Origin of the sequence: Vibrio sp. GLN_1 (genome assembly GCF_043106015.1) — a bacterium.
Taxonomy (GTDB): domain Bacteria; phylum Pseudomonadota; class Gammaproteobacteria; order Enterobacterales; family Vibrionaceae; genus Vibrio; species Vibrio parahaemolyticus.
In genome coordinates this window covers 235,689-259,501 of the sequence record NZ_JBICMD010000034.1, presented here as the reverse complement: position 1 = coordinate 259,501, position 23,813 = coordinate 235,689, and the positions used below count along the sequence as shown (strand labels likewise).

General features: G+C 42.6%; 31 protein-coding genes and 1 pseudogene. 14 read left to right on the top strand and 18 right to left on the bottom strand.

The window, feature by feature from the left end; genetic code table 11:
* Positions 1-5 precede the first annotated feature (5 nt).
* The 4 genes from ACF8OV_RS14900 to rmf all read left to right on the top strand — a co-directional run bounded on the left by ACF8OV_RS14900 (position 6) and on the right by rmf (position 4,222).
* On the top strand, positions 6-248 hold the full coding sequence (locus tag ACF8OV_RS14900) for a glutaredoxin family protein (protein ID WP_031792309.1): 243 nt from the start codon (positions 6-8) through the stop codon (positions 246-248).
* Entirely contained in the window at positions 226-2,145 is a 1,920-nt protein-coding gene (locus ACF8OV_RS14895) for an ABC transporter ATP-binding protein (RefSeq protein ID WP_203505041.1), read from the top strand. The genes ACF8OV_RS14900 and ACF8OV_RS14895 overlap by 23 nt, the downstream gene beginning before the upstream one ends.
* A gap of 7 nt (positions 2,146-2,152) precedes the next feature.
* Positions 2,153-3,877, top strand: a complete 1,725-nt coding sequence (locus ACF8OV_RS14890) for a DUF3466 family protein (RefSeq protein ID WP_024699849.1) — start codon at positions 2,153-2,155, stop codon at positions 3,875-3,877.
* 171 nt (positions 3,878-4,048) lie between these two features.
* Positions 4,049-4,222 carry a ribosome modulation factor gene (rmf, locus tag ACF8OV_RS14885; RefSeq protein WP_005494976.1) on the top strand — a complete coding sequence of 58 codons (174 nt, stop codon included), beginning with the start codon at positions 4,049-4,051 and terminating at the stop codon, positions 4,220-4,222.
* A gap of 113 nt (positions 4,223-4,335) precedes the next feature.
* On the opposite strand, the gene fabA is transcribed toward rmf, so the two are convergent.
* Both fabA and ACF8OV_RS14875 read right to left on the bottom strand, forming a co-directional pair.
* Entirely contained in the window at positions 4,336-4,854 is a 519-nt protein-coding gene (fabA, locus tag ACF8OV_RS14880; protein WP_005390081.1) for a bifunctional 3-hydroxydecanoyl-ACP dehydratase/trans-2-decenoyl-ACP isomerase, read from the bottom strand.
* A 70-nt stretch (positions 4,855-4,924) separates the two neighbouring features.
* The gene (locus ACF8OV_RS14875) at positions 4,925-6,562 is read right to left on the bottom strand and encodes a Lon protease family protein (protein ID WP_203505039.1); all 1,638 of its coding nucleotides are present in this window, start codon (positions 6,560-6,562) and stop codon (positions 4,925-4,927) included.
* 210 nt (positions 6,563-6,772) lie between these two features.
* Here ACF8OV_RS14875 and matP point away from each other — a divergent pair, with 210 nt between their 5' ends.
* From matP to ACF8OV_RS14850, 5 genes and pseudogenes are all read left to right on the top strand, one after another.
* Positions 6,773-7,222 (top strand): macrodomain Ter protein MatP, encoded by a 450-nt coding sequence (matP, locus tag ACF8OV_RS14870; RefSeq protein WP_005457449.1) that lies wholly within the window; start codon positions 6,773-6,775, stop codon positions 7,220-7,222.
* Between the two features lie 10 nt (positions 7,223-7,232).
* Positions 7,233-7,544: a DUF3634 family protein gene (locus tag ACF8OV_RS14865; protein WP_005494983.1), complete on the top strand. Its 312-nt coding sequence runs from the start codon at positions 7,233-7,235 to the stop codon at positions 7,542-7,544.
* Between the two features lie 112 nt (positions 7,545-7,656).
* Positions 7,657-7,980, top strand: coding sequence for a hypothetical protein (locus tag ACF8OV_RS14860; RefSeq protein ID WP_005457460.1), 324 nt, complete (start codon positions 7,657-7,659; stop codon positions 7,978-7,980).
* 89 nt (positions 7,981-8,069) lie between these two features.
* A pseudogene (locus ACF8OV_RS14855) lies at positions 8,070-8,262 on the top strand (DUF3693 domain-containing protein); the annotation flags it as partial.
* Positions 8,240-8,605: a phage protein gene (locus tag ACF8OV_RS14850; protein WP_047101098.1), complete on the top strand. Its 366-nt coding sequence runs from the start codon at positions 8,240-8,242 to the stop codon at positions 8,603-8,605. The pseudogene ACF8OV_RS14855 and the gene ACF8OV_RS14850, both read left to right, overlap by 23 nt.
* A 27-nt stretch (positions 8,606-8,632) precedes the next feature.
* Here the strand turns inward: ACF8OV_RS14850 and ACF8OV_RS14845 are convergent, their stop codons facing one another.
* The 12 genes from ACF8OV_RS14845 to ACF8OV_RS14790 all read right to left on the bottom strand — a co-directional run bounded on the left by ACF8OV_RS14845 (position 8,633) and on the right by ACF8OV_RS14790 (position 16,665).
* Complete coding sequence (locus ACF8OV_RS14845; RefSeq protein ID WP_152665653.1) at positions 8,633-9,187, bottom strand: excalibur calcium-binding domain-containing protein; 555 nt, start codon at positions 9,185-9,187, stop codon at positions 8,633-8,635.
* Between the two features lie 37 nt (positions 9,188-9,224).
* Positions 9,225-9,935, bottom strand: a complete 711-nt coding sequence (locus ACF8OV_RS14840; protein ID WP_047101101.1) for a phospholipase D family protein — start codon at positions 9,933-9,935, stop codon at positions 9,225-9,227.
* Positions 9,936-10,061: 126 nt separating this feature from the next.
* Entirely contained in the window at positions 10,062-10,340 is a 279-nt protein-coding gene (locus ACF8OV_RS14835; protein WP_042520887.1) for a hypothetical protein, read from the bottom strand.
* A 566-nt stretch (positions 10,341-10,906) separates the two neighbouring features.
* Positions 10,907-11,050: a hypothetical protein gene (locus ACF8OV_RS14830; RefSeq protein WP_020840617.1), complete on the bottom strand. Its 144-nt coding sequence runs from the start codon at positions 11,048-11,050 to the stop codon at positions 10,907-10,909.
* On the bottom strand, positions 11,050-12,435 hold the full coding sequence (locus ACF8OV_RS14825) for a zonular occludens toxin domain-containing protein (RefSeq protein ID WP_012842279.1): 1,386 nt from the start codon (positions 12,433-12,435) through the stop codon (positions 11,050-11,052). Before ACF8OV_RS14825 ends, ACF8OV_RS14830 begins: the two co-directional genes overlap by 1 nt.
* A 4-nt stretch (positions 12,436-12,439) precedes the next feature.
* Positions 12,440-12,784 (bottom strand): DUF2523 family protein, encoded by a 345-nt coding sequence (locus ACF8OV_RS14820; protein WP_017636216.1) that lies wholly within the window; start codon positions 12,782-12,784, stop codon positions 12,440-12,442.
* 1 nt (position 12,785) lies between these two features.
* Positions 12,786-14,300 carry a hypothetical protein gene (locus ACF8OV_RS14815; protein WP_140204329.1) on the bottom strand — a complete coding sequence of 505 codons (1,515 nt, stop codon included), beginning with the start codon at positions 14,298-14,300 and terminating at the stop codon, positions 12,786-12,788.
* A gap of 169 nt (positions 14,301-14,469) precedes the next feature.
* On the bottom strand, positions 14,470-14,715 hold the full coding sequence (locus ACF8OV_RS14810) for a hypothetical protein (protein WP_017636218.1): 246 nt from the start codon (positions 14,713-14,715) through the stop codon (positions 14,470-14,472).
* Positions 14,716-14,720: 5 nt separating this feature from the next.
* Positions 14,721-14,951, bottom strand: a complete 231-nt coding sequence (locus ACF8OV_RS14805; RefSeq protein ID WP_005477619.1) for a hypothetical protein — start codon at positions 14,949-14,951, stop codon at positions 14,721-14,723.
* Positions 14,952-14,954: 3 nt separating this feature from the next.
* A complete protein-coding gene (locus ACF8OV_RS14800) occupies positions 14,955-15,314 on the bottom strand; it encodes a DUF1293 family protein (RefSeq protein ID WP_193291559.1) in 360 nt (119 codons plus the stop codon).
* A 3-nt stretch (positions 15,315-15,317) separates the two neighbouring features.
* On the bottom strand, positions 15,318-16,466 hold the full coding sequence (locus ACF8OV_RS14795) for a replication initiation factor domain-containing protein (RefSeq protein ID WP_053303057.1): 1,149 nt from the start codon (positions 16,464-16,466) through the stop codon (positions 15,318-15,320).
* Positions 16,450-16,665, bottom strand: a complete 216-nt coding sequence (locus tag ACF8OV_RS14790; RefSeq protein ID WP_005477640.1) for a hypothetical protein — start codon at positions 16,663-16,665, stop codon at positions 16,450-16,452. Before ACF8OV_RS14790 ends, ACF8OV_RS14795 begins: the two co-directional genes overlap by 17 nt.
* Positions 16,666-16,862: 197 nt before the next feature.
* Between ACF8OV_RS14790 and ACF8OV_RS14785 the strand changes: the two genes are divergently transcribed.
* The gene (locus ACF8OV_RS14785; RefSeq protein WP_238970908.1) at positions 16,863-17,255 is read left to right on the top strand and encodes a DUF3693 domain-containing protein; all 393 of its coding nucleotides are present in this window, start codon (positions 16,863-16,865) and stop codon (positions 17,253-17,255) included.
* A 417-nt stretch (positions 17,256-17,672) separates the two neighbouring features.
* On the opposite strand, the gene ACF8OV_RS14780 is transcribed toward ACF8OV_RS14785, so the two are convergent.
* Entirely contained in the window at positions 17,673-18,059 is a 387-nt protein-coding gene (locus ACF8OV_RS14780; protein WP_021823321.1) for a helix-turn-helix transcriptional regulator, read from the bottom strand.
* 120 nt (positions 18,060-18,179) lie between these two features.
* Between ACF8OV_RS14780 and ACF8OV_RS14775 the strand changes: the two genes are divergently transcribed.
* The 4 genes from ACF8OV_RS14775 (at position 18,180) to ACF8OV_RS14760 (ending at position 20,088) form a co-directional block, all read left to right on the top strand.
* Positions 18,180-19,322, top strand: coding sequence for a phage/plasmid replication protein, II/X family (locus ACF8OV_RS14775; protein WP_079855096.1), 1,143 nt, complete (start codon positions 18,180-18,182; stop codon positions 19,320-19,322).
* Between the two features lie 13 nt (positions 19,323-19,335).
* Complete coding sequence (locus tag ACF8OV_RS14770) at positions 19,336-19,617, top strand: single-stranded DNA-binding protein (protein WP_021822574.1); 282 nt, start codon at positions 19,336-19,338, stop codon at positions 19,615-19,617.
* On the top strand, positions 19,614-19,811 hold the full coding sequence (locus ACF8OV_RS14765; RefSeq protein ID WP_031841561.1) for a hypothetical protein: 198 nt from the start codon (positions 19,614-19,616) through the stop codon (positions 19,809-19,811). The genes ACF8OV_RS14770 and ACF8OV_RS14765 overlap by 4 nt, the downstream gene beginning before the upstream one ends.
* 67 nt (positions 19,812-19,878) lie before the next feature.
* The gene (locus tag ACF8OV_RS14760; RefSeq protein WP_031841562.1) at positions 19,879-20,088 is read left to right on the top strand and encodes a hypothetical protein; all 210 of its coding nucleotides are present in this window, start codon (positions 19,879-19,881) and stop codon (positions 20,086-20,088) included.
* A gap of 201 nt (positions 20,089-20,289) precedes the next feature.
* Here the strand turns inward: ACF8OV_RS14760 and ACF8OV_RS14755 are convergent, their stop codons facing one another.
* From ACF8OV_RS14755 to ACF8OV_RS14745, 3 genes are all read right to left on the bottom strand, one after another.
* The gene (locus ACF8OV_RS14755) at positions 20,290-22,020 is read right to left on the bottom strand and encodes an ATP-binding protein (protein ID WP_065870657.1); all 1,731 of its coding nucleotides are present in this window, start codon (positions 22,018-22,020) and stop codon (positions 20,290-20,292) included.
* Positions 22,010-23,191: an FIST signal transduction protein gene (locus ACF8OV_RS14750; RefSeq protein WP_063517465.1), complete on the bottom strand. Its 1,182-nt coding sequence runs from the start codon at positions 23,189-23,191 to the stop codon at positions 22,010-22,012. Before ACF8OV_RS14750 ends, ACF8OV_RS14755 begins: the two co-directional genes overlap by 11 nt.
* A 113-nt stretch (positions 23,192-23,304) precedes the next feature.
* Complete coding sequence (locus tag ACF8OV_RS14745) at positions 23,305-23,661, bottom strand: hypothetical protein (protein ID WP_063517464.1); 357 nt, start codon at positions 23,659-23,661, stop codon at positions 23,305-23,307.
* Positions 23,662-23,813 lie beyond the last annotated feature (152 nt).

Genomic DNA, 23,813 nt, shown 5'->3' with positions numbered 1-23,813 from the left:
TATAAGTGCTGACATTGTATAGCACAGAGGGGTGCCATCTTTGTGAGATGGCATTTGCTCTAGTAAGCCAGGTCGGCCTGGCGGAACAAGCAGATATTATCGATATCGCATTCGATGATGAACTGTTTTCTCGTTACGGCGTAACGATTCCCGTATTAAAATATCAAGATTCTGAGTTGAACTGGCCGTTCGATTTAGATGAACTCAAAAATTGGTTGGAAAATAATGGCATTACTTACCATTCATAACGCGCAACTTGCTTTCGGTGATCATCCGCTATTAGACCGCGCAGAGTTTGCTTTGCAGGAAAATGAGCGTGTTTGTTTAGTAGGGAGAAACGGTGCCGGTAAGTCAACGTTGATGAAAGTACTTGCTGGCGACATCTTACTGGACGACGGCAAAATTCAAATAACACAAGATGTTGTTGTTTCTCGTTTGGAGCAAGATCCACCACGCAACCAAGAAGGTACTGTTTATGAGTATGTCTCTGGTGGCTTAGCGGAAATTGGCGAACAGCTTAAGATCTACCATGATCTTCTTGATCTTGTTGCGCAAGACCCAAGCGAAAAGAACATCAACCGCTTAGCAAAAACTCAAGAACAATTGGATCATTCAAATGCGTGGCGTTTTGATGACCGAGTTAAAAACGTACTTAGTGCCCTAAAGTTAAGTCCAGACACATTACTTCGTGACTTATCTGGCGGCTGGCAACGCAAGGCGGCATTAGCTCGCGCTCTAGTTTGTGACCCTGATGTATTACTACTTGACGAACCAACCAACCATTTGGACGTCACAACCATCGAATGGCTAGAGAACTTCCTGAAAGATTTCAAAGGTTCGATTATCTTCATTTCCCACGACCGCGCATTCATTAAATCTATGGCGACACGTATTGTCGACTTGGACCGCGGGCAACTTTCCTCTTTCCCTGGTGATTACGACAATTACTTGCTTGAGAAAGAAGAGATGCTTCGTGTTGAAGAGATGCAAAACGCTGAGTTCGACAAGAAACTGGCTCAAGAAGAAGTGTGGATTCGCCAAGGTATTAAAGCGCGTCGTACTCGTAATGAAGGACGCGTACGAGCACTTAAGAAACTTCGTGAAGAGCGTCGCGACCGCAGAGAAGTGCAGGGTAAAGTTAATCTCAATATCGATGATGCGTCACGCTCAGGCAAAATCGTCTTTGAAGCAGAGAATGTGTCTTTTGCTTACGACGGTAAGCAAATTGTTGATAGCTTCAGCTTCAACATCATGCGCGGCGATCGTATTGCCCTTATTGGTCCAAATGGTTGTGGTAAAAGTACCGTACTGAAGTTATTGCTTGGGCAACTAGAAGCTCAATCGGGTCGCTTACATTGTGGTACCAAGCTTGAAGTCGCTTACTTCGATCAATACCGTGAGATCCTCGACCCTGAGAAAACTGTTATCGACAACTTAGCGGACGGTAAGCAGGAAGTAATGGTAGGTGGTCGTCAGCGTCACGCTTTAAGCTATCTTCAAGATTTTCTGTTTGCACCAAAGCGCGCTCGCACGCCAGTTAAAGCCTTATCTGGCGGAGAAAAAAACCGATTGTTGCTCGCTCGTATCTTACTGAAACCTAATAACTTACTTATTCTTGATGAGCCAACCAACGATTTGGATATAGAAACGTTGGAACTTTTAGAAGAAATGCTTGCCAATTATCAGGGTACGTTGCTGTTAGTAAGTCACGACCGTGAGTTTGTTGATAATACAGTAACGACTAGCTGGATTTTTGAAGGTGACGGTGTAATCGAAGAGTTCGTGGGTGGTTATCACGATGCGAAGCAGCAACGTGATCAAGCACTTGCAGTTCGTTTTTCGACGGAAAAACCAGCGAAAAAAGAGAAAGTGGTTGAGGAAACTCCCAAAACAACTCAACCTAAGAACAACTCTAAGAAGTTATCGTATAAGCTGCAAAGAGAATTAGAAGCTCTTCCAGCTAAGCTAGAACAGTTAGAATCGGATATTGAAACTCTGCAAGAACAAGTGAATGACCCTGAGTTTTTCGCTAAGCCAGTCGAGCAGACTCAACCGGTATTGGAACAACTTGCTGCTTTAGAGCAGGAGTTAGAAATCGCATTCGAGAGATGGGAAGAACTCGAAGCAATGCAACAGGATAGTTAAGAATTCAATGAATTGTAGTAACAAATTCAAGTTAACCGCTGTCGCTTTGATGGTGGGTACCGCAATGAACGCAAACGCAGCATTGTATCAAGTCATCGAAGTATCGCCAGAAGTGAACGGCGATGTTGTTGATTATCAAACCGCTTATGGTGTTGCCATTCAACAGGGTGATGTAATCGATGCGTCAACAGACTCTCCATTTGCCCTAGGTTGCTTTGATGCGACGGCAAACTGCACTCCAGAGCAATTTAAGCTTGCTATTGAAACTCGTACGACACCAATATCTGCAAGCCAAGAAGTTGATGGTAATAGCTACCGCGAAGAAATCCCTTTTGCGATGGATGCAGGGTTTTACTACATCCAAGAGTATAAGGACTTTGAGCGCTACTGTTTTAACCAACTTCGCTATTCTACCTGTGAATCATGGGCTTCAGTAAACTGGACTCCATGGAGTAAAGAGCTAAGTAGAGATTTCACCCCAAATGCTAAAGCATTTGTCGAAAATGACGGTAGCGCTTACGTAAACGAATACAACAATATCATCAATAGCCTAACAGCTGACGGTAAGGCTGTCGGTAACCAGAGTATCAAAGAAGACTCATCTTCTTTAAAAACGCGCAATACCATCGTAGCTCCCGTTCTTCCAAATATTGTTACTGGAGATAGCGAAGCGAGTGTAGTAGAAAGCCACGCATGGAATACGGATGGTGTATTTACGGTTGGAAGCGTATCCAGAACTGCAAGTAATACTAATGGCACTCACCATACCTCCAAAGCCGCTATTTGGGATCAAACTAAAGTTATCAGTGAAGTTCCTTGGCAAAGTGGGACGTCAAAAGACGGCGAAAGACTTGCTCAAGGGAGCATGCGTGATCTCGTAGTAGATGGTACGACCGTGTATGGTGTTGGTTACAACACATATGCCAATGATAATTATCTAAACGCGACCGTATTTGTTGGCAAGTTAGAATCGGAAACCTCCATTGCCAACGTCACCTGGGAAAGCAAAGTGGTTGCAGGAGCGAGACAAAAAGAGGGCGATGAAACAGTTCACCTCAACTCCAGACTTACTGATGTAAACTCAAACTTCGTAGCTATCGGTGAAGCAAAACGTTCCGGTGGGTACTTGATGCCAACGGGTTCTGCGCCAAATCGTTTGTTTATTGTTGATGATGTTCGTTCTGCATCTCTCAGTGCTATTTACCCAACGACGGGCATCTTCTTCAACGGTGCGGGCGGTAAAATGGGTGGTATCAACGCTTACAACGAAATTGTGGGTCAGTTAGATGCGGAATCTACCCGTGAAGATGATGGCAAACCTCGTCGTAAGCGTGGTTTCATTTATCCATACATCCAAGATGATGCAAACAATGTGAGAGCTGAAACACTGTTTGATGGTAAAGCGTGGTTCCTAGATACATTGACAAACGGTGGCGAATATTCAGAGGCAAATAACGCATTCCGTATTATTGATGCAACAGATATTAATGATGCAGGTGTAATATCGGCTACTGCTATGAAATGTGCAGGCGGGTATAACTCTACAGCGCATAACGCTTCTTGTAATGGTACTGAAGAAATTGTTGCAGTGAAATTAATGCCAATTCCTAACCAAACGAAAGAAGATATCGTAGCGCGAAGCGTGGAATCAGACAGCGCTGAACGTCAAGGCGCAGGCCTTGGTTGGTTAGCTTTGACCATGCTTGGTTTGTTTGGGTTCCGTAGAAAATAGTCAGTAATTTTTAATTCAAGCAGAGGCTCACAGAATTGAGTCTCTGCTTTTTTTATGCCTTGAGAAATCGCGCAATTTGATCGATTCTTATAAGTGGAGTCATAAAAACTCCACCAAAGTTTCACAATAACAGCTGTACGTTAGTAAATGGACCTGTATGAGGAATTAACTATGAAGAGACAAAAGCGTGATCGCCTAGAACGAGCTCAATCTCAAGGCTATAAAGCTGGGTTGAATGGAAGGTCTCAAGAGGCTTGCCCGTATCAACAAGTAGACGCTCGGTCGTATTGGTTAGGTGGTTGGCGTGATGCCAGAGATGAAAAACAATCTGGTCTCTATAAATAACTCTCCACATACAACAGAAGGATTCGAAAGGGCTCGTAGAGAGCCTTTTCTCGTAATTACTAAGTATAAAAAAGCCCCAGATAGGGGCCTTAAAAATTTATAGAGAAGGGTAACTAGAAGCTCGAAGTATCTTGGAATAAGCCAACTTTAAGATCCTTCGCAACATAAATTTCTTTGCCGTCAACGCATACGCGGCCGTCTGCTAAACCCATCACTAGTTTACGGTTCACAACGCGCTTCATATGAATTTCGTACGTTACTTTCTTAGCAGTTGGCAGAATTTGGCCAGTAAACTTCACTTCACCAACGCCAAGAGCTCGACCTTTGCCTTTGCCGCCGACCCAACCTAAGAAGAAGCCCACTAGCTGCCACATGGCATCTAGACCGAGACAGCCTGGCATTACAGGGTCACCAGGGAAGTGACAATCGAAGAACCAAAGATCTGGAGTAATATCCAACTCTGCAAGAATTAAACCTTTACCAAAATCACCTTCTGTTTCAGACATTTTAGTAACTCGGTCCATCATTAGCATGTTTGGTGCAGGAAGTTGTGGGTAACCCGGACCAAAAAGCTCGCCTTGGCTAGAAGCAAGAAGATCATCACGGTTGTAAGAATCACGTTTGTTTTGCATTATCAATTACTCCAATTTTTGACAGATGCATGTTAGTGAACACGTGTACGCTAAACAACTCCGATCAGTACTAGACAAACCAGTTTTTGATGCGCTGCACAATTCCTTCTGGATGCTCATGTCTTTCAAAATTTTCAATACGTTCGGCGATCTTGCCGATGACGCTATCATCTTCGCCTCTGAATGATTTGCCCATTAGAATTGGTATTGCTTCATCAACGGTAGAAACCGACCAAATATGGAACTCACCATTCTTAATGCTTTCTATGACATCTTTATGTAAAGCAAGGTGCTTCAAGTTCGATTTAGGCATAATAACGCCTTGATGACCAGTGAAGCCTTGGTGTTTACAAACTTGATAGAAACCTTCGATCTTCTCATTTAAACCGCCTACCGCTTGTACTCGACCAAATTGGTCCACCGCGCCGGTCACCGCGATTTGTTGATTAACCGGGGATTCAGACAGTGCACTTACCAAACAACATAACTCTGCCAATGAAGCACTATCACCATCCACTTCACTATAGGACTGCTCGAAAACAATAGACGCAGAGTAAGGCAGTGGCTCATCCAAATTCAAAGCAGAGCTTAGAAATGCTTGCATGATCATCATGCCTTTCGCATGAAGATTTCCTCCAAGTTCAGCTTTGCGCTCAACATCGGAAATGTCACCATCTCCAAAGTGAATAACACATGAAATTCGCGCTGGCTCGCCATAAGAGACAGGATGCCCGGCCATATCAATAACCGTGAGTCCGTTAATTTGGCCGACTTGTTCGCCAGTAGTCTCAATGATGACCTGACCATCAAGAATGTCATAAACTGCACGTTGAGGAAGGTAAGACTCTCGATAATATTTATCGTCGATGGCTTTATCTATCGCCACATAATCAATGATATTTTGATCGCTAAACTGAGCAGCTAAGCTAAGTAGTTGGCAATGCCACATCACACCTAAAGGCAAATAATGTTGGTCCTCAGTTAAACGCATGCCTGCTAATAGTAACCGTTGAAAAGCACCTTCATCCAACGATGGGAAACCGTACTCCGAACAAATCCAATTCACCAAACCTACATATAACTCTAAGTTACTTGCAGATAAGTGGATATCTTCTTCAACTTCGGTATACATCGTTAGGCCGGTTGAAAAATCTTCGTCAACATACTCAAGGTCGGCCAATTGATTACGATCTCCAGTAACAATAATCTTAACGTCAAATTCTTTTTCATCGGCCGTTAAAATAGGTAGTCGAGTAGGGCTTACATTCAAGGGTTTTACTGGCTTTCCTTGAATGGCAGACTTAATGCTCGGCCAATATCCGGGATTCGCCAAAATGAGGTTCGCTGGTAAAATCAAATACCCGCCGTTAGCCTTGGAAAGTAATCCAGCTTCAACTACAACATCGCCTTTTAAATCAACACTGTAGCGATCAAACAAGAGCTTTGCGTCCAAAGATTCTGTCATTATTGCAGGCTCTGAACTGTCAGTGACCACGTCACAAATACACTTACGATAAACCGTATTATCTGCACAGTTTATTACCAAAACTCGAGTCAAGCCTTTGATTTTCATAAATCGTTCAACAGTAGCGAGGAGTCTTGGTTGAAGTTCTACGAACTTCTTCTTAGGTAGAGAGGAGGCAGATTTTAAAATGTCTTCGTACTGTTCGAACGAAGGAGTCACGTCTTTCCAATTAAGTTGATTCATTTAATTTCATCATTATTCAATATTGCGGTCATTATAACGAAAGGGCTCTGAACTCCCTAGTGCCAATTGGTGTAGTTGTAAATGCAAATAACTCGTTGAGTATCATTTGGACAAATGAGTGATCAACATCGATACTTCAAAGAGTTTTCATTGATGAATAACTATAACTGGGTTACGCTGTCACCAGGTTAGCTTTATGAGTCAGAAAGAATGAAATATCAGCAACTTGAAAATTTAGAGTGTGGATGGAAGTGGAAGTATCTAATCAAAAAATGGAAAGATGGTGAAGCGATTACCAGACATATTGATACAAGTGAAGCTGATGCAGCTATCGCCGAGTTACGACGCATAGAGCACGAACCTACATTAGTGCTAGCTTGGATTGAAAAACACATGTCTGAAGAGCTAGAGAACAAACTCAAGCAGGCAATTCGCGCAAAACGAAAGCGCCACTTCAACGCAGAACAAGTTCACACCAAAAAGAAATCGATCGATCTTGATTACCGTGTTTGGGAAAAATTATCTAATCGAGCTAATGAACTGGGGTGTACGCTGTCTGATGCCATTGAATATCTACTTTCAGAAGCCTCAAGAAGTGAAAAAGCAAGCCAGAAAGTTACGTCCATCAAAGAAGACTTGAGTAAGCTACTATCCAGCTAAGGAGTGTTAGATGCTATATGTGATATTAATTGCTGCAATCGTCATATTCTGGTTGATCGCCGTGGATAGACCCGTGTTAAAAGTGAGTTTTGATGACGGCCACTTGAGTAAGGTAAAAGGGCATATACCTCCATCTTTTAAACATAACTTACAAGATATTGGCGAGCATGACCCATTTACTGGTGAACTCAAAGTGTACAACCAACGCTCCGGAATGAGGCTGGTCTTTTCAAAAGACGTACCAAAGAAAGTTCAACAACGAATTCGAAATGTTTTTCCTCATCAAGGTTTCAAAGCCAATAAAGGCAAGAAACAAGCTTAGCCGACATATCAATTACTTATCTACGTTAAACGGGACGCAAAATTGTGTCCCGTTTTAGCATTTGACGCATAAAAAATTACAATCAGTCCATTTATCAAAAATGGATTTACGAATGCGATACGTTGTCACTTTATTTTTATTATTGTTACCCACAGCGTCAACATTGGCCGATGATTCAGAAACAAATCCAGTGGCTAAGAAAATTAAATCGACGCTACAAAAGAAAGTCGATAAGCAGTTCGATCAATATGATGGTTATTGCGATTTAATGATTGAAATGGAACATAAAGGAAAAGTAGCAATAGTAAAACGAGTTACTGGAAGCGGAGATACAAAAGTTTGCCGTTTTGCTCGTTCAAACTTAAAAACCGGTAAGCGATATCGTTACAAATATCCTGAAAAATATATCCGCATACATATAACAACTGGTTCGTGAACCTTCAGTTTACAGTAAGCAAGACCGAGTTATCGCAAATCAATTGGTTTTCTATAATCCGTAGATAGCAGATAAAAGCAGTATGGAAAGGAATTTCAAAAAAGTTTGATGGGCTTGGTTTCAATGGCTTGTGCCGGATTTGCTGTAGTGTTTACAAGCCCATTAGAACCACTACATCAGTGCGCATTATGGGCGCTTATGTTGAATACGATTGCATATGCGTATCCTATAAAATGTCTCTCTTTTGAGGGGCAATTCAATGAAGTATCACGAAATGACTAAAAACTATATTTTTCGTGAATTTGAATGTGGTTTAACCGTCGAAGAAGCTGCCAAACTTTGTTTGAAAACTGTGAGGACGGTCAAGGAATGGGACAAGGGGAAATCCATTCCTCCAGAGTGTAAGCGCTTGATGAGGATGAATAAGGGTAGGGAATTGAGCTCTTGTGAAGATTGGGAAAACTTCGTAATGAGGCATGATCGATTAGAGCTTCCAACAGGGCAGCTGGTTACTGCGCAGCAAGTTTTGGTTGGAGTCGCCTTATTAGAGTTAGGTGCATCAAATGATATTGGTATTGCGCATCAGATTCTGAAGTATGCGAGAGTATTAAAGAAAATCATATAAAAAAAGGCTCCAAATGGAGCCTTGTAATCAACGACAACGTGTATAACCACTGACATAAGTACCATTTTTTCTTCGATACCCACGAACATAATGACAGTTAGTACCTTTTACTTTTCTGCTATTGGTATCTGTTGAATAATATGAGCTCCAAAGGTTTGACTCACAAGGCTTCCCATCTGAGTCTCCATCTAGGTAAGTATGGCCTGAATGAAATAATGACTGTGCCATCGCTTTTGTTAATTGCTCACATTTATATCTTACTTTGTATGAAGCTTTGTCTAGGTAATCAACACTGGCTGCACGATCATCATACATATATGTTTTATTACCAATAGGACTATAACCATCAACATCGATAAACTTACAATCTTTGCCACCGATTGAAGAGCATTTATCAATGGCTGTTGTAATGGCTGTTTCGACATTGGGATTCGATGAGGAATATGCGATAACGCCATTAGAGCCAACAGCTATGGACTTATGGCCAGGTAGATCCTTATATTCACTGAAGTTAGTGGAGGTGCAACCTATCAAGCTAAGGGCGGCAGCTAAACTTAACATAGCTCTTATTTTAATCTTCACGTTTGCTGTACTCACTTTAAAATATTGAACCAAATAGTTACGATACTTCCAAGGACTCTGGCCAGACAAAATATGGACCGAAACGTTTACTGTATTTAAACTCACCACCTGAGGATTTACCTTCATCGGTTAATGAGTGCTTTCCGTCATCTAACGTTAAGTATCCTTTATTAACACACAAGCTGAGAAACTCATCTGTTTTAAGTTTGTGCTTTTTAGCTAACTTAGAGGAGCTGAGTTTAATTAGTTCATTATCTGTAACAGGCTTTTCAGTAAGTTCCGTATCTAAATTAGCAGCTTGAACTTTCTCTAACGAGATTCTAACTTCATCACTAATACGAATGATACGTTGAGCTTCCTCGTACGAATCTTTGTAGACATTGGGGTCTTCGTCACGGTCAATGAAGATACCCATTTCATTATTGTTTACTTGGCTAAACTCATAGAGGTTTAAACTTGTAATGATACAAGCACTTTCATTCATGTAGCACTTTGCATGGAGGTTTTTGCAAAAACTGGTACGCACAAAGGAGAGACCTTTTAGCCAGTTAATCTCATCAGGTTGTAGTTCGCTTTTGCCATAAACAATTCGAATGTCTATCTTTAATCGGTCTTTGTCTTCCAAAAGCTCTCGAATACGATCATTAAGCTTAAGAAATGGGCTGATGAGGATTAGCCTTTCAGAAGCGTTCTTTATCAGTTCTTCGAGGTAGTAGTTTGTTGCACTTGTATTTAAAAACTTAGCCATTTCATATCCTTGACATATAAAACCTAGCGCACATAGGCTACGACTAAGAAAATACTGAATCAAGTAGCAAAGATAAAAAACGCGTGGTCAAATGCCGCGCGTTGCGAATCACTCTTGAACAGTTAGTCAAGCGATCTTTTCAAAACCTGTTGTTCGTAAGTAGTCCCAGTAGTTTTGATGTATTGAAATACTTACTTGTCGTAGTTGTTCAATGTCAACTCCCTCAGCTAACTTGATGATCACACTATTATTTTCAACGACAGCACTTTCAACAATATCTAGCTGATTAAAATCATCAGCGAAAGCAGCTACATACATTTGGTAATCTTCTGGTTCCGGCATAAACGGACACTGTGCATTCACATCATCTTCAGTAATTTCTTTCAAACCTAATCTATATTTCATTATTACTCCTTAATTACCTAAAGGTCATCTAACGCTTGTTATACGACTATTAGTTTCCTGTTATGCGCACATTGTGCAGTTTCCTTGCAATATGCTCAACAGATGGCTTCATAGTTTCAATAAGATAAATTAATTGCATAAGTGTTTTGTTATTTATTATAGCCTAATCAAGATTTAATCGAACCGTTGAAGCATGGTGGAATTTACCCCCGTAATACAGATTCGGGGGTTTGACCTCCCGCCGCACGTCGCGCAATCGTCCTAGCCCGTCCTCACTTGCTCCGCGCGTCCGTCGGAGAGAACCCAGAAAAGAAGAGTAAGCATTGCTCGACACTCGCAAAGCTTTGATGTTGTGAGTATGCAGCGTTCCGGTAGGTTAACGCGCCTTTGGTGTGGATAGTCTCTGCGAGGCTGGTCTAGCAGGAAGGAGGGCGGCAGCATCCAAGTAGCTTTGGGCTGCTAACCGCGCCGATTAAGTAATGAGGCTAGGTTTTGCTAAGGTGGGCGGCTTGGTGCCTCGTCGTCGCTCCGCAACTCCTTATCCCTGCGGGGCTGGCACCGTGCCTTTAATTGAAGTAGTCGACCAGTTTCCCTAGGAGGTATCTCGCAAGGTCATACACGAGCACCACTATGACTGCATTCACTATCGAGAGATGATCAAACAACTCGATGATTTCAACGAGCTGTCCATGCGTTACGTATTCATTCATTAGGTTTCGTCTCCACTAAACAAACCGCCAACGGGTTTGAGTTCAATATCTTGCTCTTGCCGTTGTGCATATTGCTCATACGGCGAACACGTGACATAGAAATTGGATGCGCCGCGAGACAGCTGGACGAGGCAATCGTCCAGATATTCCATCTTGACGCCCAACTTATTTAGGAATCCGTCATCGAGGTAAGTCACACCACGCGGTGTGACAACCTCAAAATGCACGTTGACGTGTATCGAGGTGGCTTTATGCCAACGTTCCACGGCAGAAACATAGATACTTTCTGAGTTCGCCAGTGGGAACCAAGCAGGAACGGTGCCTACGTCATGATAAGACTCATTCCCGCAACCAGAACCCGTACAGCCAGAACCACTAGAACCCATGACAGAACCAGGCGAACCACTTTGACCAGGACGTGCTTGACCTTGCGAAGTCGAAACGCCACTTTGCTGCGAAGTTTGATGAAGCTGCGTTCCTTCCGCAGTTGTCGTCTCAGAATCAGAAACCATACCAATAAGCGCATAAACTAAGTACCCAAATGAAAGCACGACCAGTGCCATAGCTGCTAAGAATTTCGGGTTAAGAAAGATGTTCTTTCCAAGCCCCGACTTGGTGATTTGCCCCGTGACGGTCGAGGCGTAGAGTAGGTGGACATCAAGCGGCACCTTGAGGTTATAAACCACATCGTCTTTGCTTGGTTTGGTGACCGTTCGAGTTGGGTCATGCTCCAAAATGCGCGGTTTCCGGTTGGAAAAGAAGATCCCATCTTTACCCTTATGTTGCTTGGCCAACTCCGCAACACCTTTTAACTCTTTCGGGATTTGAGCAAAGTCAGGCGTGAGCAACACAATGTCCCAGTTGTAGTGCCGGTGCTCCATAAAGGCGTTGTTAAAGTTCTCGGGATAGATGATGCGTCCTTGCTCATCAAAACGTGTGCGTTGGCAATCATCTATCTCGCCATTGTCCAAGCTGGATGTATCAATCGTTAGCCAACGAGAGTGAAAAAGCTCGGAGAATCCTTCCGGTAAGTGAGGCTCAAAATCAGTAAAAGGGCGCTTGTGTATGTTCGCCATTTTGAAACCTGCATTGACCGAGAAGATTTGCTGACACTCATCAATGAGGATGAACGCCCCAATGGGCGCCCAACAGAAAAAGTATTTCCAAAGCTCGAAGCCTTCAGGATTGCGAGAGCTAATGCGAATGAGCCGAGCTGTATCAGGAAACTTCTCACCAAGGCGTTGTTCAATCACTTCAAGTGGTTGCATGCCATGAATGTTGGTAATGCAAATTCGACCTTCACGCAGTGCAGGCAATAAGTCAAACCACACGGCGCAAGCCGATTTGTAAGAGCCACCGTGACCGTATCGAAATGAAGTAGCCATTCAATCACCAGTTAAAGAAACGCATAACTAAAGACGTAGCGAACGCATCAAAGATGACACGTAGCCCAGAGGTGACGCCGTATTCGGTCAAGATATAACGGACATCAGAGGGAAGCGCATTAAAGCGGTCTTCGACAAGCGTATAGACGCCATATTCTTCGAGCAGCAGCTGCGCAATCTTGAGTGCGATTTGTATCGAGGCAATCTTGATATCGAACCATACTGAGATAAGCCACATCGCGCCGTATTCAAACACGTTCTTTATCCATTCAATCGCCACATCAAAGAAGTCGAGAAAGGTTTGCCCAATGTTGGCAATAAACTCTAATGCTGAGTAGATGTATTCCATGTTATTTACTCCGATTACCAAACAGAACCCAAAGGGCGATTAAGGCACAAATGAACAGCACGACAGGGCGCACATACCCCGATACCGCATCAAAACGCTGTAGTCCTGATTCAACGGTTGCGCCTTTGATGTTAAAAGACTTGTCGCTTAATGTGCCGTTATTGAAGTTGGTGCCGATAGTGATTAAGCCTTTGATGTCGTCCACATAGCCTTGGATGTATTCGGCTTTTTCATCTATCGTGGTTTGCAGGATGGCAAAGTCTTCTGCCGTGAAGATTTCGCCAGTGATAGCGGTGCCCGTAGGTGTACCAAACTCAGAGCCTGTCAATAGACCCTCAATCGCATTTAAGCTGCTATCGAGTTCGCCCACGGAATCACCAAGCCCTTTTAAATCGTTACGAATACCAATGGTGGCGTTGGTATTGTTGTTCACCGCCGTAGTGATGTCGCCGTTGGCCTGTTGGATGAGTGCCTTGGTGTTTTTATAAATCTTGTTGTCATTGATTTGCTGCTCTTGAATGGCTTGAGTGTTATCAACCAAAGAGCCTTTCACATCAATGACCGCGTTGGTGATGTCCGCGTGTGACTGGTTGATATCGACGTTAAGATCATGAATGCCTTTGTTCACATCCACGTTAAGCCCTTTAATAGCAGAAAGGACTGCCGTGTCTGTCGATTCATCCGTATCAGGGTCTTCTACGTCCGGTTTATCATCAACGACACCGGGATTGACCGTGTTGGTTGAATCATCGGGTAGGACACTTGGGTCTTCAATCTCGCCTGTTGGGTCGTCAGGGTCATGGGTTGGGTCTTCCGGTTCATCGGGTGGAATGATGGGTTCATCCGGTCCCTTATCGCCCCAAAACAAAGTACCACCTTCACACTGACGACCAGTGAACGCGAACTTGAGAGAACATTGAGAGTCGGGCGTGTACTGTCCATCAGGAACGCCAGTACAAATAATGGTAGATTCGTTTTTGGTCATTTCGCATCGAGTGGCACCGTAGTCACCGTAGCAAGCGCCCGTCACCAGTTCGCCGTAAACCGCAGGGTGCCAATGCAATTTCACTGTATCACCAATGGACTGTTTGAACTGGCAAGCATCCATACATGAGCCGTCTGGGTTTTCGCCAAGTTCACATTCAGGAACGATAGGTTCACAGGTGTAACCATCACCATCCTCTACTTTTTCATGGTCTGCTGGACACTTAGCGGTACGATGAAGAAACGTTGCAGCGTGATACCTCGGGTAACTGGGACTGGTTGTGTTACAAATAATCATCAAAGCGAATTTACTACTCTCTATAGAGCATGATGTCGTATAGAAGTCTTTGTAGTTAACAAACTTATTTTCATAACAAGAAACATACGAGTAAGGGTTAACCCTTTTACCCAAGGACAAGTTACAGTTAGGATAAGCGGCAACATCGCTAGCGCTGTAAGTTGGTTGAACTGCGCTTGCATTAAGTGATAAGAACAAGCACGAAAACAAAAGTAAAAAGAGTGACTTATTCACATTTGCACCATTAAAAAAGGGAGCCGAAGCTCCCTTTATCCGTTGATTAGTGAGTATTGATGCCACTCACAAAGCCGTGGAGGAATGCCCCCGCAAAGGCAACACCTAGAACGATAGCGAGAACATCTCCAAGTAAATTACCCGATAAAGGAGGCATAGAGGTGAACCGTTAGCGACGCAAGAAGCCAACAACCATGGTCACACCAAAGCCCAGCGCAGCCATACCAATCAGACCCGCAACAACCAGTGATACGTTAGCTTGACCACCGGATACCGCAGAGTTGATTGCGCCCGTGATATCGACTTCAGCGAACGCCGGAGAGACAGACGCAGCCATCAGTGCAGCGCCAGCTGCGGTCTTTTTGTTTACTACTGCGTGTTTTACGTTATTTACAACAAGTTCTAGTTTTTTCATAAGATTTACCTTTTACTCATAAGGCGAACAACACGACCCACCCAGTGACCAACGACCATGTTGATCAAGAGCACGCCACTGACATACAGGAACAAGTCTCCGTTAAATAGGACTGGCTCCTTATATTCTTGGTAGTCCACCGCCGAAATCAGCACGTATTCTTGGCAATCCGCAACAGGCGTTTTCGTTGCTTTCAAATTGCCATACTGGTTAACGACAGTGACGCATACAGACATTTTTTAGCCTTGAACGGGTTTCATTGAAGCCTCGAAGTGCTTCTTAATTTCTTGGTCGACTGGAATAAGCTCAGTCACGATAGCGCCCGCCAATGGATCGTCTGGATTAATCTCCAAGCGCAATTGGTATTCACGGCGAGGAACGAGAGCACCAGTGCGCTCAAGAAGCAGGGCATATTCATGGTCAATCATCAAAGGTTGATCCCATTGGGGATTCACATCACCGGATTCACCGATAGTGCGGCGTTTGAATTTCTCCGAGTTGATTTCACGTAGAGGTCGTGACACGTTCAGTTGAGCACTGTCACCACGTGCTGAGTTCCAAGTGATATCCATGCCAAGTACAAAAACGGATTTAGCCATTTGTTAAGTCTCCAATATGTGAGTCACCAACTTGCCGTAGGTATCGGGGAAGGTGAATTTCGTTCCATCACGGACAAGGGAACCAACGACGGTTTCAATGTCGCCCTCATGGAATTCGATAAGTGAATTAAGGATTTTCCCGTACTGGCGGCGCATCCAGTGCGCAGAGGCCAACAGGTCTAACGCCGCGCGTTTCGTCGGGACGGGTTTGGTATTGAATTTCTTTGCAGTAGAAATCGAGGCGGCGAAATCATTGAGCGCGGCATACGCGCCAGCCGGATTCAGCAACACATCAACATTCCATTTTTTAAGCTCGACCTCAGAGCGATACCAGACAAGGCCAGTGTTCGCGAGTTTCTGCTCAAGAGCCTTGTTGTAGATACGCCAGTAAATGCGCGAAGTACGCGAACCAATTGAGTATTGTTCTTTGGTGTAAATCGGTTTCCCATCTTTGCCGATACTGGCAATGGTCATATCTTCATGAAGCACAGGACCACGACCACGTTCAGCCGTTCTGAAACAGTCGTCACGCCACGCCTTGTAAGCGTATTCGCAATCAAAAATGCCGTCGTAATCGTCATAGGCCAAGTCAACACGCGCCAGAGTTTGCACACCAAGTACATTGGTCAGCCAGTCATGCAGCGACCACGTAGGACGACGGGCAAATACATGCTTGCATCCCGTTCCGTTGATTTGGAAATGCACCGTGTCATTGTTACCGCCGATACCAACGAAGCCGCAGAAGTCCTCACCATCTGGCGACGTCAGTTTCATGGATTCGGTGTAGAACTGGAAACCCAAACCGCGAGGCGCAGACAACGACAACCCAAGCACTTGATTGGTGAAGATGCGCAAGCAATCTTCCAAGTAGTTGCGGTAACAGAGTTCAAACGCTTTGTTGTACGCTTCAATTTCTTCAGATGTCTTAGCGACCGTCGGATTAAACACAGGTGGAGCAGGGAACTTAGGCGCTCGACAGTGACGCTGTAACAGTCCTGATTTGGCAAAGCCTTTGTATTCTTCATGCTTGTGCAATCGACGAACCGCATCATGACAATGGCGTAAGTCTTTCACGGCAAACGTAAAACACAGGTAATCAATATGAACGCTTTGCTCATCGAACTTTTTGAGGATGTTAGTTGCAGTAGTCATCGAACACCCCCAAATTGATACGTTGTTCAACAGTCGTGTTGGTGATAGACACCAACTCATAAGAAGTGAACTGAGAGGAAGCCCAAGACTCAAGGTGAGACATGGATTTAAGCAAATCCCATTCGTCGCAACCTTTGACCAACACAGACACCGTGTAGTCAGGCAGCAAGTCGTAATAGATGATTTGAGCTTCGTTCATGATTACTGAGCCTCAACCAAAGCTAGGAGCCCAGCTAACATACATAACAGTTGAAGTGGCTTGTTGCGTTCCATGTTGACGGCTCCAGTACGAAATATTTCGTATAGTTAATACGAGATTTTTCATAGTGTAAATACGATAAATCCCGTACATATAAGCTAGAATCAAGAAAAGAAATTGAAAGGCAGGATTGGAAAATGTACACAAACAAGCTCATTGATGCCTATAAAGAGCAGATGAACTACGTGCAATACAAACAAATCGCGCCAGACTTAGGCATAAGTCCTCAAATGCTTACTGATGTGCGTAAAGGAAGAACGTATTTAAAAGAAAATCAGATACTTATGCTTGCCGAAGCTATCGGTGAAGACAAAGAAAAGGCTCTGATTGGCTTAGCGATGGATAAAGCAAAAACGCACGAAGCGCAGACACTATGGCAGAACATAGGAAAAAAGTTTAACGGACTTGGATTATCAAGCATTTCAATGGCTTGTGCTGGATTGGCCTTAGTGATTGCAAGTCCACAGGAACCCCTATATCAGTGCGCATTATGGGTGAGTGTTATGTTGAGTGGTTCGCCTTTGGCCTAGAACGCGCAAAGGGTGGGCGAGAGACTTGCTCATTGTCGCAGTTCGCTGCGTACATGCTAGGAAGGAGAATCGCTTTGAAGTGAGAGCCCGTAACATAACACACATAATGCTGAACTCTTTAGAAGGCATACCAAATAACGGTATGTCTTTTTTATTTGAACCGCTCGCCGCAAGAAGTGATATTGAGCATGCGAAAATCGCTTCGAGGAAGCGGAATTTCTACAGTCTAGACCTTTGGCACTTCCACTCTTAATTAATCAATTCCCATCTAGCACAAAGCCTATTTTTTGAATGGAGGGGCCCCGTTTCGTCGGGGAGGAACCATTCTAAAAAATAGGCTTCTGTTACTTGGATGTTAAGATTTCAGGTTGGGGTTACTGTTACACCCCAACTTTCTCCGGAATTCCGGAATTCCACCTACATATTTTGCTCTATGCTCGCAACTTCGCCTATAGCGTTAAAATACTCGTCATGTCCAAGGCTTTTCATTTCTTCAAAGAATTTTTCATGGTCGGGAATCATCTTCCAAGTGTACATGGTAATTATTTCTTTTGTGGTTTTGCTCATAGCTAATCGGATTATGAATTCTTCCAGTTCTACTTTTTTGTTTCTTTCACCTGAGCAGATTTCGTTCGGTGTGATTTTCAGGTGTTCAGCTAAGAGTTTTATCTGTGTTGCCTTTGGTTCTGTCTCTCCATTTTCCCATTTCAAGTATGTTTGCTTTGCTACTTTTACTTTTTTTGCGATCTCTTCTTGTGTGTAACCACATTCCAATCTTGCCGACTTAATTACATCTTTCAACATCAAAACATCCTCTAAAGTACGATTTGTTCTAAGTATAACACCCTCTTTTCGTACTTAGGTGTTGATATACGCTTTGTTAATCTGTATGTTATAAAAAAACGTACTTGACAGGGTTTTAGCTTGTACTTCATTGACCGTCTTTTCATGCAACAAACACATCCTGATGGGGGGCTTCCTCTCATTGGGACGCATGTTATTGAGCGGCTAGACATGGAGTCTGGGGAATTACTTCCTCCATCGGTTAACCAAAAAAGATTAGAAGGATCGTTTAGCTCGAAACTAAATATCCGATGTGATGGTTTTAAGGTAAGAGTTGAAGGAAATCCATCTCGCTGGCAGCGCATGGATAACTTGTTTGGCTTAACAACTTTAGAAGAGTGCGTGGATATATATAACCACATTCTTGATAGATATGGGTTGCCTCCTTTTACGAAAAACACTCGACTTTACCACCGCCAAACACCCGACAATAAATCATCAACTTTGGTCGGCGATGGAGCCGAAATTACAGCTATAGATTGGACTCAAAACCTATCTGTAGGCAAGGGCAGGGAGTTGTCATTTATTCGCGGCATGTCATCTATGCAAATTGGCAACGGTCGCAAGCCCAATCTTTGGCCTAATGGCCAGTCTTGCAGCTGGGGATATGGCTCTAGCTGGCGCATCGATATTCTTTATCGCAAAGCACATGAACTCAGGGAGCATTTAAAAAAGGACAAACGAAAAAAAGAAGGCGTTTCACCTCAACAGCTTGAATATATTGAACAACTAATAAATTACTGTGACGAACAAGGCGTGGTTAGACAAGAGCACAAATTACAGCAGCTATTTTTAAAACGACATAATTTGCAATTCTACGGCTTAGTTCAAGAAACCGATTTTTATGAACACTTAAACGATATAGAGAACGCTATGAAAACCATCCAGATAAGTCACGATGAGCATGTGTCCATAGCTCAACAATTATTGAATGCAGGTGCGGTAGACACCATTCGCAAAGCAAATACCACGATGAATTACTTCACATTATGGCAGAACGGCGTTGATTTACGGGACGTTCTTAGTGAGAGCCAGTTTTACGAGCATAAGGCTCGATTAAAGAAAATTGGTATCGATATCGGGCAAGTTTTTGATGTTTCACGAATGTGCCCAACTCTTCGACGTTCGGAGGTAATTGACATCAAGCCTCTATCAATCCCTCATTGGTATCGACCGCCAGTTGCTGCTCAATCTAATGTCATGCCATTTAAAGCCATTGCTTAATAGGATTAAAAATATGCTGAAAATTGAAATTTTTGAAGATGATGTAAAGGTTCATACTCGTAAAACAAAACCAAAAGATGATAAGCCAGGACGCGAAATTTTCGAGCAAGATGCTTATGCATATTTAGGGGGTAAGTTCCCAGTACAGATGAAGCTTCAACTAGAAAAGGATCAAGTTCCTTATGCCTCAGGAATATATACAGTTCATAGCTCTAGTTTTACTATTAACAACTTCGGTGGTCTGGAGTTAAAGCGCTTTGGACTAACAATTGAACCATTGGAGCCAGAGCTATGAATGATGTGATTCTATGCGATAACACACTTTATTTTTTATCTAAGAAACAAGCTTATTACTGTAAGCATGATTGGGAAATCTCGGATGCCATAAGAGATTTCTTGGATGGAGCTCCATACAATTTGATTCGAGATGATAATTTCCAATTTAATGAAGCGGAGCATGGCTCGGCTGACGATTGGCAGTTTCTATAAAGACAAAGCCCGCAACTGGTAGGACAGCTACGGGCTTCTAACACAACCAACTTCAGGAGAGTTGATTATGACTAGCAAAGAATACACATTAACAGACGTTTCTGACAGCCTTGAAGGGCTTTATGATATGGCTGTTTACTTAAATTCGGGTTCATACACCGAAGAAATTTCAGAGAAAATTATTCACCACTTGCATGATAAAATCGTTGATTTGCAAGGAATGGTGAATTTCATTCGAATAGCTCCAGAACTGCAAGAATCAAAACCACAAAACTAATCACCCTTAAGTTCGCATTATGTATATTATGTTAAATGAAATGTAACCATACGTCAGATTCTTTCTACTTTGCTCTCCTATCCTTTCAGATTTTAAATTTGAGCTAACTTTAGAGAGCTGATTAAACATAATCAGTATTTACCATAAAATACTTAATATAGATCTTAATAATCTATCGATTGTTAAGATCTATATTAATGACTACGCCGTTTCTATTAATGATTGTATAGCTTCATAGATATCTTGCCTGCGAACTGGCTTTGATACAAAACTATCCATGCCAGCGTCCAAGCACTTATCTTTATCACTTTCTAGCGCGTGAGCTGTTAAAGCGACGATTGGAATTGTGATTCCTTTCTTTCTAATCAGCCTAGTTGCCGTTATTCCATCCATTACTGGCATCGAGACATCCATCAAGATCATATCAATTTGAGTATCGTTTTCTTCAAGAAATGTAAGCGCCTCTGCGCCATGGCTTGCAATATGAACATTATGGCCAAGCTTGTTAAGAATCAATTTAACGACAAGTTGATTTGATTGAGTGTCTTCGACGATAAGCAAGTTTAGAGCTTTGCTTGGTCTATTATGCTCAATTTTTACAGGACGGTTTTGGTTGTAACGTGTTAGAACTGGAATTCGAATGGTGAAGTCAGAACCCTCATTCTCGCGGCTTTTTACACAGATTTCACCTCTCATCATTTCAACTAAGTGCTTGGTAATAGCAAGCCCTAAACCTGTACCACCAAACCTTCGAGTAATTGAGCGATCACCTTGATGGAATGCCGTAAACAAATGGGCTTGTTTTGCTCTCGAGATTCCAATTCCGGTGTCAGATATAGAAACTACAATTTCGTCATTTTCTTCAGCGACAGAAACAGACACACTTCCTGAGTCCGTAAACTTGATGGCATTCCCAATCAAGTTAAAGAGAATCTGTGACAGCCTCGTCGAATCAATCCAATACTGTTTGTCTGATGAGATCTGACAATCAAAGTTAAAAGAAAGATTCTTAGTTATAGCCACTTGTTTTTGCTGAGAAATTACAAAAGTTACAGTGTCATTTAAATGTATCCACTGTTCGTTTAATTGGAAGCTACCGGATTCAATTTTTGAAAGATCGAGAATGTCGCTAATGATGGCTAGAAGAAGCTCAGCGGAGCATTCCATTTGATTGAGGGCATCAAATTGTTCATCTGATAAGGTAGATTGTCTCAGGATGTCTAGCATTCCTAAAACTGAGTTAAGAGGCGTTCTGATCTCGTGGCTCATCATTGCCAAAAACTCAGATTTTGACTGGTTGGCTAGTTCTGCTTCTTCACGAGCTCTTGCAAGTTGAGTCGTTCTTACCTCAACAATACGTTGTAACTTTTCCTTTGTTTCTATGTCGATAACAGCACGTTCTATAAGGGGTCTAAAGCGCCTTAGAGTCTCTTTGTTTTCAATACTAAAATGCCCTTTTTGAGCTCCAATTAATAGTATGATGCTTTGTGTTACTTCCGAACGAATGCCCGTTAAAATTACGGAGTTAACATGTGTTTTAACAAAGCTATTTAAGTTCTCAAACTCTAACAATTTCGCTGGCTCGAATAATAGAATACACTCGCCGTTTAATGCGCGATCCATTGTGTTACCGTGTAACCACTCTACCTTATCAAACACGCTATTGGTTGAGATTAACGTCTTGAACGGATAACGGCTGTCATCGCGGGTGATGACAATAAAGTCTTCAAAACTGATGTACTTTTTTAGAACGCTGTTTAGCCCCGAAAAAATTTCATTACGATTTTTTGCCTCGCTCATTGCAGAGATTGCTGAAAGAATCGCTTTGTTTTCATCGGCAAGCAATTTTTCCCGTTGTTTGGTCTGCTTTAGCTCAACTAACGCTTCTTGTAATGCTTCTTGTTGGTATGTGTCTAAATATTTATCTTTCATAAGGTTTATGGAAAATCGCTGATGAGATCATCAAGTTTCCATGTCCATTTTCGCCGCCGATAAATCTTCCCTGCTCACCAAAGGTAAATGGGCATATAAATGGCAAGTGTTCCAGTTCCTGATTAATTTGTTCGCAAACGCTATTCATGTCTTGCATTAAGTGCAACATCGGTCCTGCACAAAATATATTTATGACACCAATTTTTCGAGATTCTTCTAATTTTTGGTTAAATGCAGCATTCACGACTTTTGCCGCTCGAGCGATTAAATGCTCCCTACTCCCTTTCATCAAAGTAAGCTCTTCCCCTACCGAAATCTGGGTAAATAGCTCAATCCCCCCATCTTCGGTCTCACGTATTGGATGGGAAAGCTTGTAATAAGGTCTATCGTACAAATGTCCGGCAATTCTTCCCAAGGGATAAGCGCTGGAGTTGGTAAAGAGTAGGTTTTCTTTGCTAGTTAGGTTTTCTTGATGACGAGTCCACTTTCGATAAGTATCTAATGCTGATTCACCATCTATTTCCAGTAAACACCGTCCTTTTGCTTTGGAAACAATGCCTTTGATGTTGGTTGGTGTGTGACCTGCACTAAAAGCAATATCAACGGGATTAGAGGAGTAAAATAGTGTGAGGCTAATCCCTTGCTTTTCATGGCCTTGCGCTGTAATCACTGACCACTTTCCCTCGATGTGGTTATCTGCTGCAGAGCCGCCAATGATAGGAACAAGTGTGCCGAAGCGTTCGTCGATCGATTCGATAATCTTTTCTTCTTTCCCAGGAGTTGCATGAAGAAGAATTAAGTTAGGTACTTCGCCAATTCGATTAGCATTTTGAAGAGCCATATCTAGAGCGACGGAGACACACTCATTTTCTTCACAATTAGAAATACCGGTTCCATAAGCATGTGGGCCTGAGTCATAGATAGCCATAGCCGCTATGACTGGCCCAACGTGAAAACCCTGATCGGTCATAATGGCTTGGCATGAACTTGAACCGTGGAATGGAACACCAGGGAAATATCTAAGAAAGGCAGAGCGAATGGCTCTGAAGTCGTACTCTTCTGTGTAATAACAGATGATATAAGACAAGTGTTCTTGCCTCAGCTCTGAACGAAGCCTCTCTACTGCTAAATATTCGTCGGTAATATGGGTAAATACTGATTGGCACTGCATACGCTTTTATTATTGTTTGTCACGTTACTGTTATACCATTACGACAAATTATCGTTAGGCTAGAAGGTTCGAATTTCACAAAGAAGATGCCATTATCTCGTGTCAGATCTAATTTATAAATGCACTAAGACAATATTTTGGTTTATTTTGAGCTTAATCGTTTTGGTTGCAGATATAGCATTCCATTCAGCTTTATAATGATTGTCGCTTATACTATCAAACACACCAGATTGATTCAGATCAATTTTTAGACCTGTACTTTCAGTTGTTTCAATCAAAATCCCACTCGAATCACGATTAATCGTGATTTTATCTTCACCAATTGTTACATCACATCGCTCTTTTTGTGAACAGTCAACGCTTGTGCTGGTCTCGTGCGTAAAGGTTCTCCAGAAAAACGCACCAACTAAAAGACTGAGCATGATTAAGATTTGTGCAAGTCTCGCCTTTGTTAACTTTTGTGCAGGCATAATTACTAATATCCTTGTTACAAACTTCAAACTTTTTAAATAAAAAATGATTTCCAGAGCTCCAGTAAGGTTACTACTCTGTCATTGAATTGTTAATTCAAGTATAGTGTCACGCTGAAAATGCCACTTTTTATTAAAGTCAGCAATAGAAA

Bases quoted from the DNA above. Each gene is read 5' to 3' on its own strand.
- ACF8OV_RS14895 (WP_203505041.1), top strand. From the start codon at position 226: ATGGCATTACTTACCATTCATAACGCGCAACTTGCTTTCGGTGATCAT.
- ACF8OV_RS14890 (WP_024699849.1), top strand. From the start codon at position 2,153: ATGAATTGTAGTAACAAATTCAAGTTAACCGCTGTCGCTTTGATGGTG.
- rmf (WP_005494976.1), top strand. From the start codon at position 4,049: ATGAAGAGACAAAAGCGTGATCGCCTAGAACGAGCTCAATCTCAAGGC.
- fabA (WP_005390081.1), bottom strand. From the start codon at position 4,854: ATGCAAAACAAACGTGATTCTTACAACCGTGATGATCTTCTTGCTTCT.
- ACF8OV_RS14875 (WP_203505039.1), bottom strand. From the start codon at position 6,562: ATGAATCAACTTAATTGGAAAGACGTGACTCCTTCGTTCGAACAGTAC.
- matP (WP_005457449.1), top strand. From the start codon at position 6,773: ATGAAATATCAGCAACTTGAAAATTTAGAGTGTGGATGGAAGTGGAAG.
- ACF8OV_RS14865 (WP_005494983.1), top strand. From the start codon at position 7,233: ATGCTATATGTGATATTAATTGCTGCAATCGTCATATTCTGGTTGATC.
- ACF8OV_RS14860 (WP_005457460.1), top strand. From the start codon at position 7,657: ATGCGATACGTTGTCACTTTATTTTTATTATTGTTACCCACAGCGTCA.
- ACF8OV_RS14850 (WP_047101098.1), top strand. From the start codon at position 8,240: ATGAAGTATCACGAAATGACTAAAAACTATATTTTTCGTGAATTTGAA.
- ACF8OV_RS14840 (WP_047101101.1), bottom strand. From the start codon at position 9,935: ATGGCTAAGTTTTTAAATACAAGTGCAACAAACTACTACCTCGAAGAA.
- ACF8OV_RS14835 (WP_042520887.1), bottom strand. From the start codon at position 10,340: ATGAAATATAGATTAGGTTTGAAAGAAATTACTGAAGATGATGTGAAT.
- ACF8OV_RS14830 (WP_020840617.1), bottom strand. From the start codon at position 11,050: ATGAATGAATACGTAACGCATGGACAGCTCGTTGAAATCATCGAGTTG.
- ACF8OV_RS14825 (WP_012842279.1), bottom strand. From the start codon at position 12,435: ATGGCTACTTCATTTCGATACGGTCACGGTGGCTCTTACAAATCGGCT.
- ACF8OV_RS14820 (WP_017636216.1), bottom strand. From the start codon at position 12,784: ATGGAATACATCTACTCAGCATTAGAGTTTATTGCCAACATTGGGCAA.
- ACF8OV_RS14810 (WP_017636218.1), bottom strand. From the start codon at position 14,715: ATGAAAAAACTAGAACTTGTTGTAAATAACGTAAAACACGCAGTAGTA.
- ACF8OV_RS14805 (WP_005477619.1), bottom strand. From the start codon at position 14,951: ATGTCTGTATGCGTCACTGTCGTTAACCAGTATGGCAATTTGAAAGCA.
- ACF8OV_RS14800 (WP_193291559.1), bottom strand. From the start codon at position 15,314: ATGGCTAAATCCGTTTTTGTACTTGGCATGGATATCACTTGGAACTCA.
- ACF8OV_RS14795 (WP_053303057.1), bottom strand. From the start codon at position 16,466: ATGACTACTGCAACTAACATCCTCAAAAAGTTCGATGAGCAAAGCGTT.
- ACF8OV_RS14790 (WP_005477640.1), bottom strand. From the start codon at position 16,665: ATGAACGAAGCTCAAATCATCTATTACGACTTGCTGCCTGACTACACG.
- ACF8OV_RS14785 (WP_238970908.1), top strand. From the start codon at position 16,863: ATGTACACAAACAAGCTCATTGATGCCTATAAAGAGCAGATGAACTAC.
- ACF8OV_RS14780 (WP_021823321.1), bottom strand. From the start codon at position 18,059: ATGTTGAAAGATGTAATTAAGTCGGCAAGATTGGAATGTGGTTACACA.
- ACF8OV_RS14770 (WP_021822574.1), top strand. From the start codon at position 19,336: ATGCTGAAAATTGAAATTTTTGAAGATGATGTAAAGGTTCATACTCGT.
- ACF8OV_RS14765 (WP_031841561.1), top strand. From the start codon at position 19,614: ATGAATGATGTGATTCTATGCGATAACACACTTTATTTTTTATCTAAG.
- ACF8OV_RS14760 (WP_031841562.1), top strand. From the start codon at position 19,879: ATGACTAGCAAAGAATACACATTAACAGACGTTTCTGACAGCCTTGAA.
- ACF8OV_RS14755 (WP_065870657.1), bottom strand. From the start codon at position 22,020: ATGAAAGATAAATATTTAGACACATACCAACAAGAAGCATTACAAGAA.
- ACF8OV_RS14750 (WP_063517465.1), bottom strand. From the start codon at position 23,191: ATGCAGTGCCAATCAGTATTTACCCATATTACCGACGAATATTTAGCA.
- ACF8OV_RS14745 (WP_063517464.1), bottom strand. From the start codon at position 23,661: ATGCCTGCACAAAAGTTAACAAAGGCGAGACTTGCACAAATCTTAATC.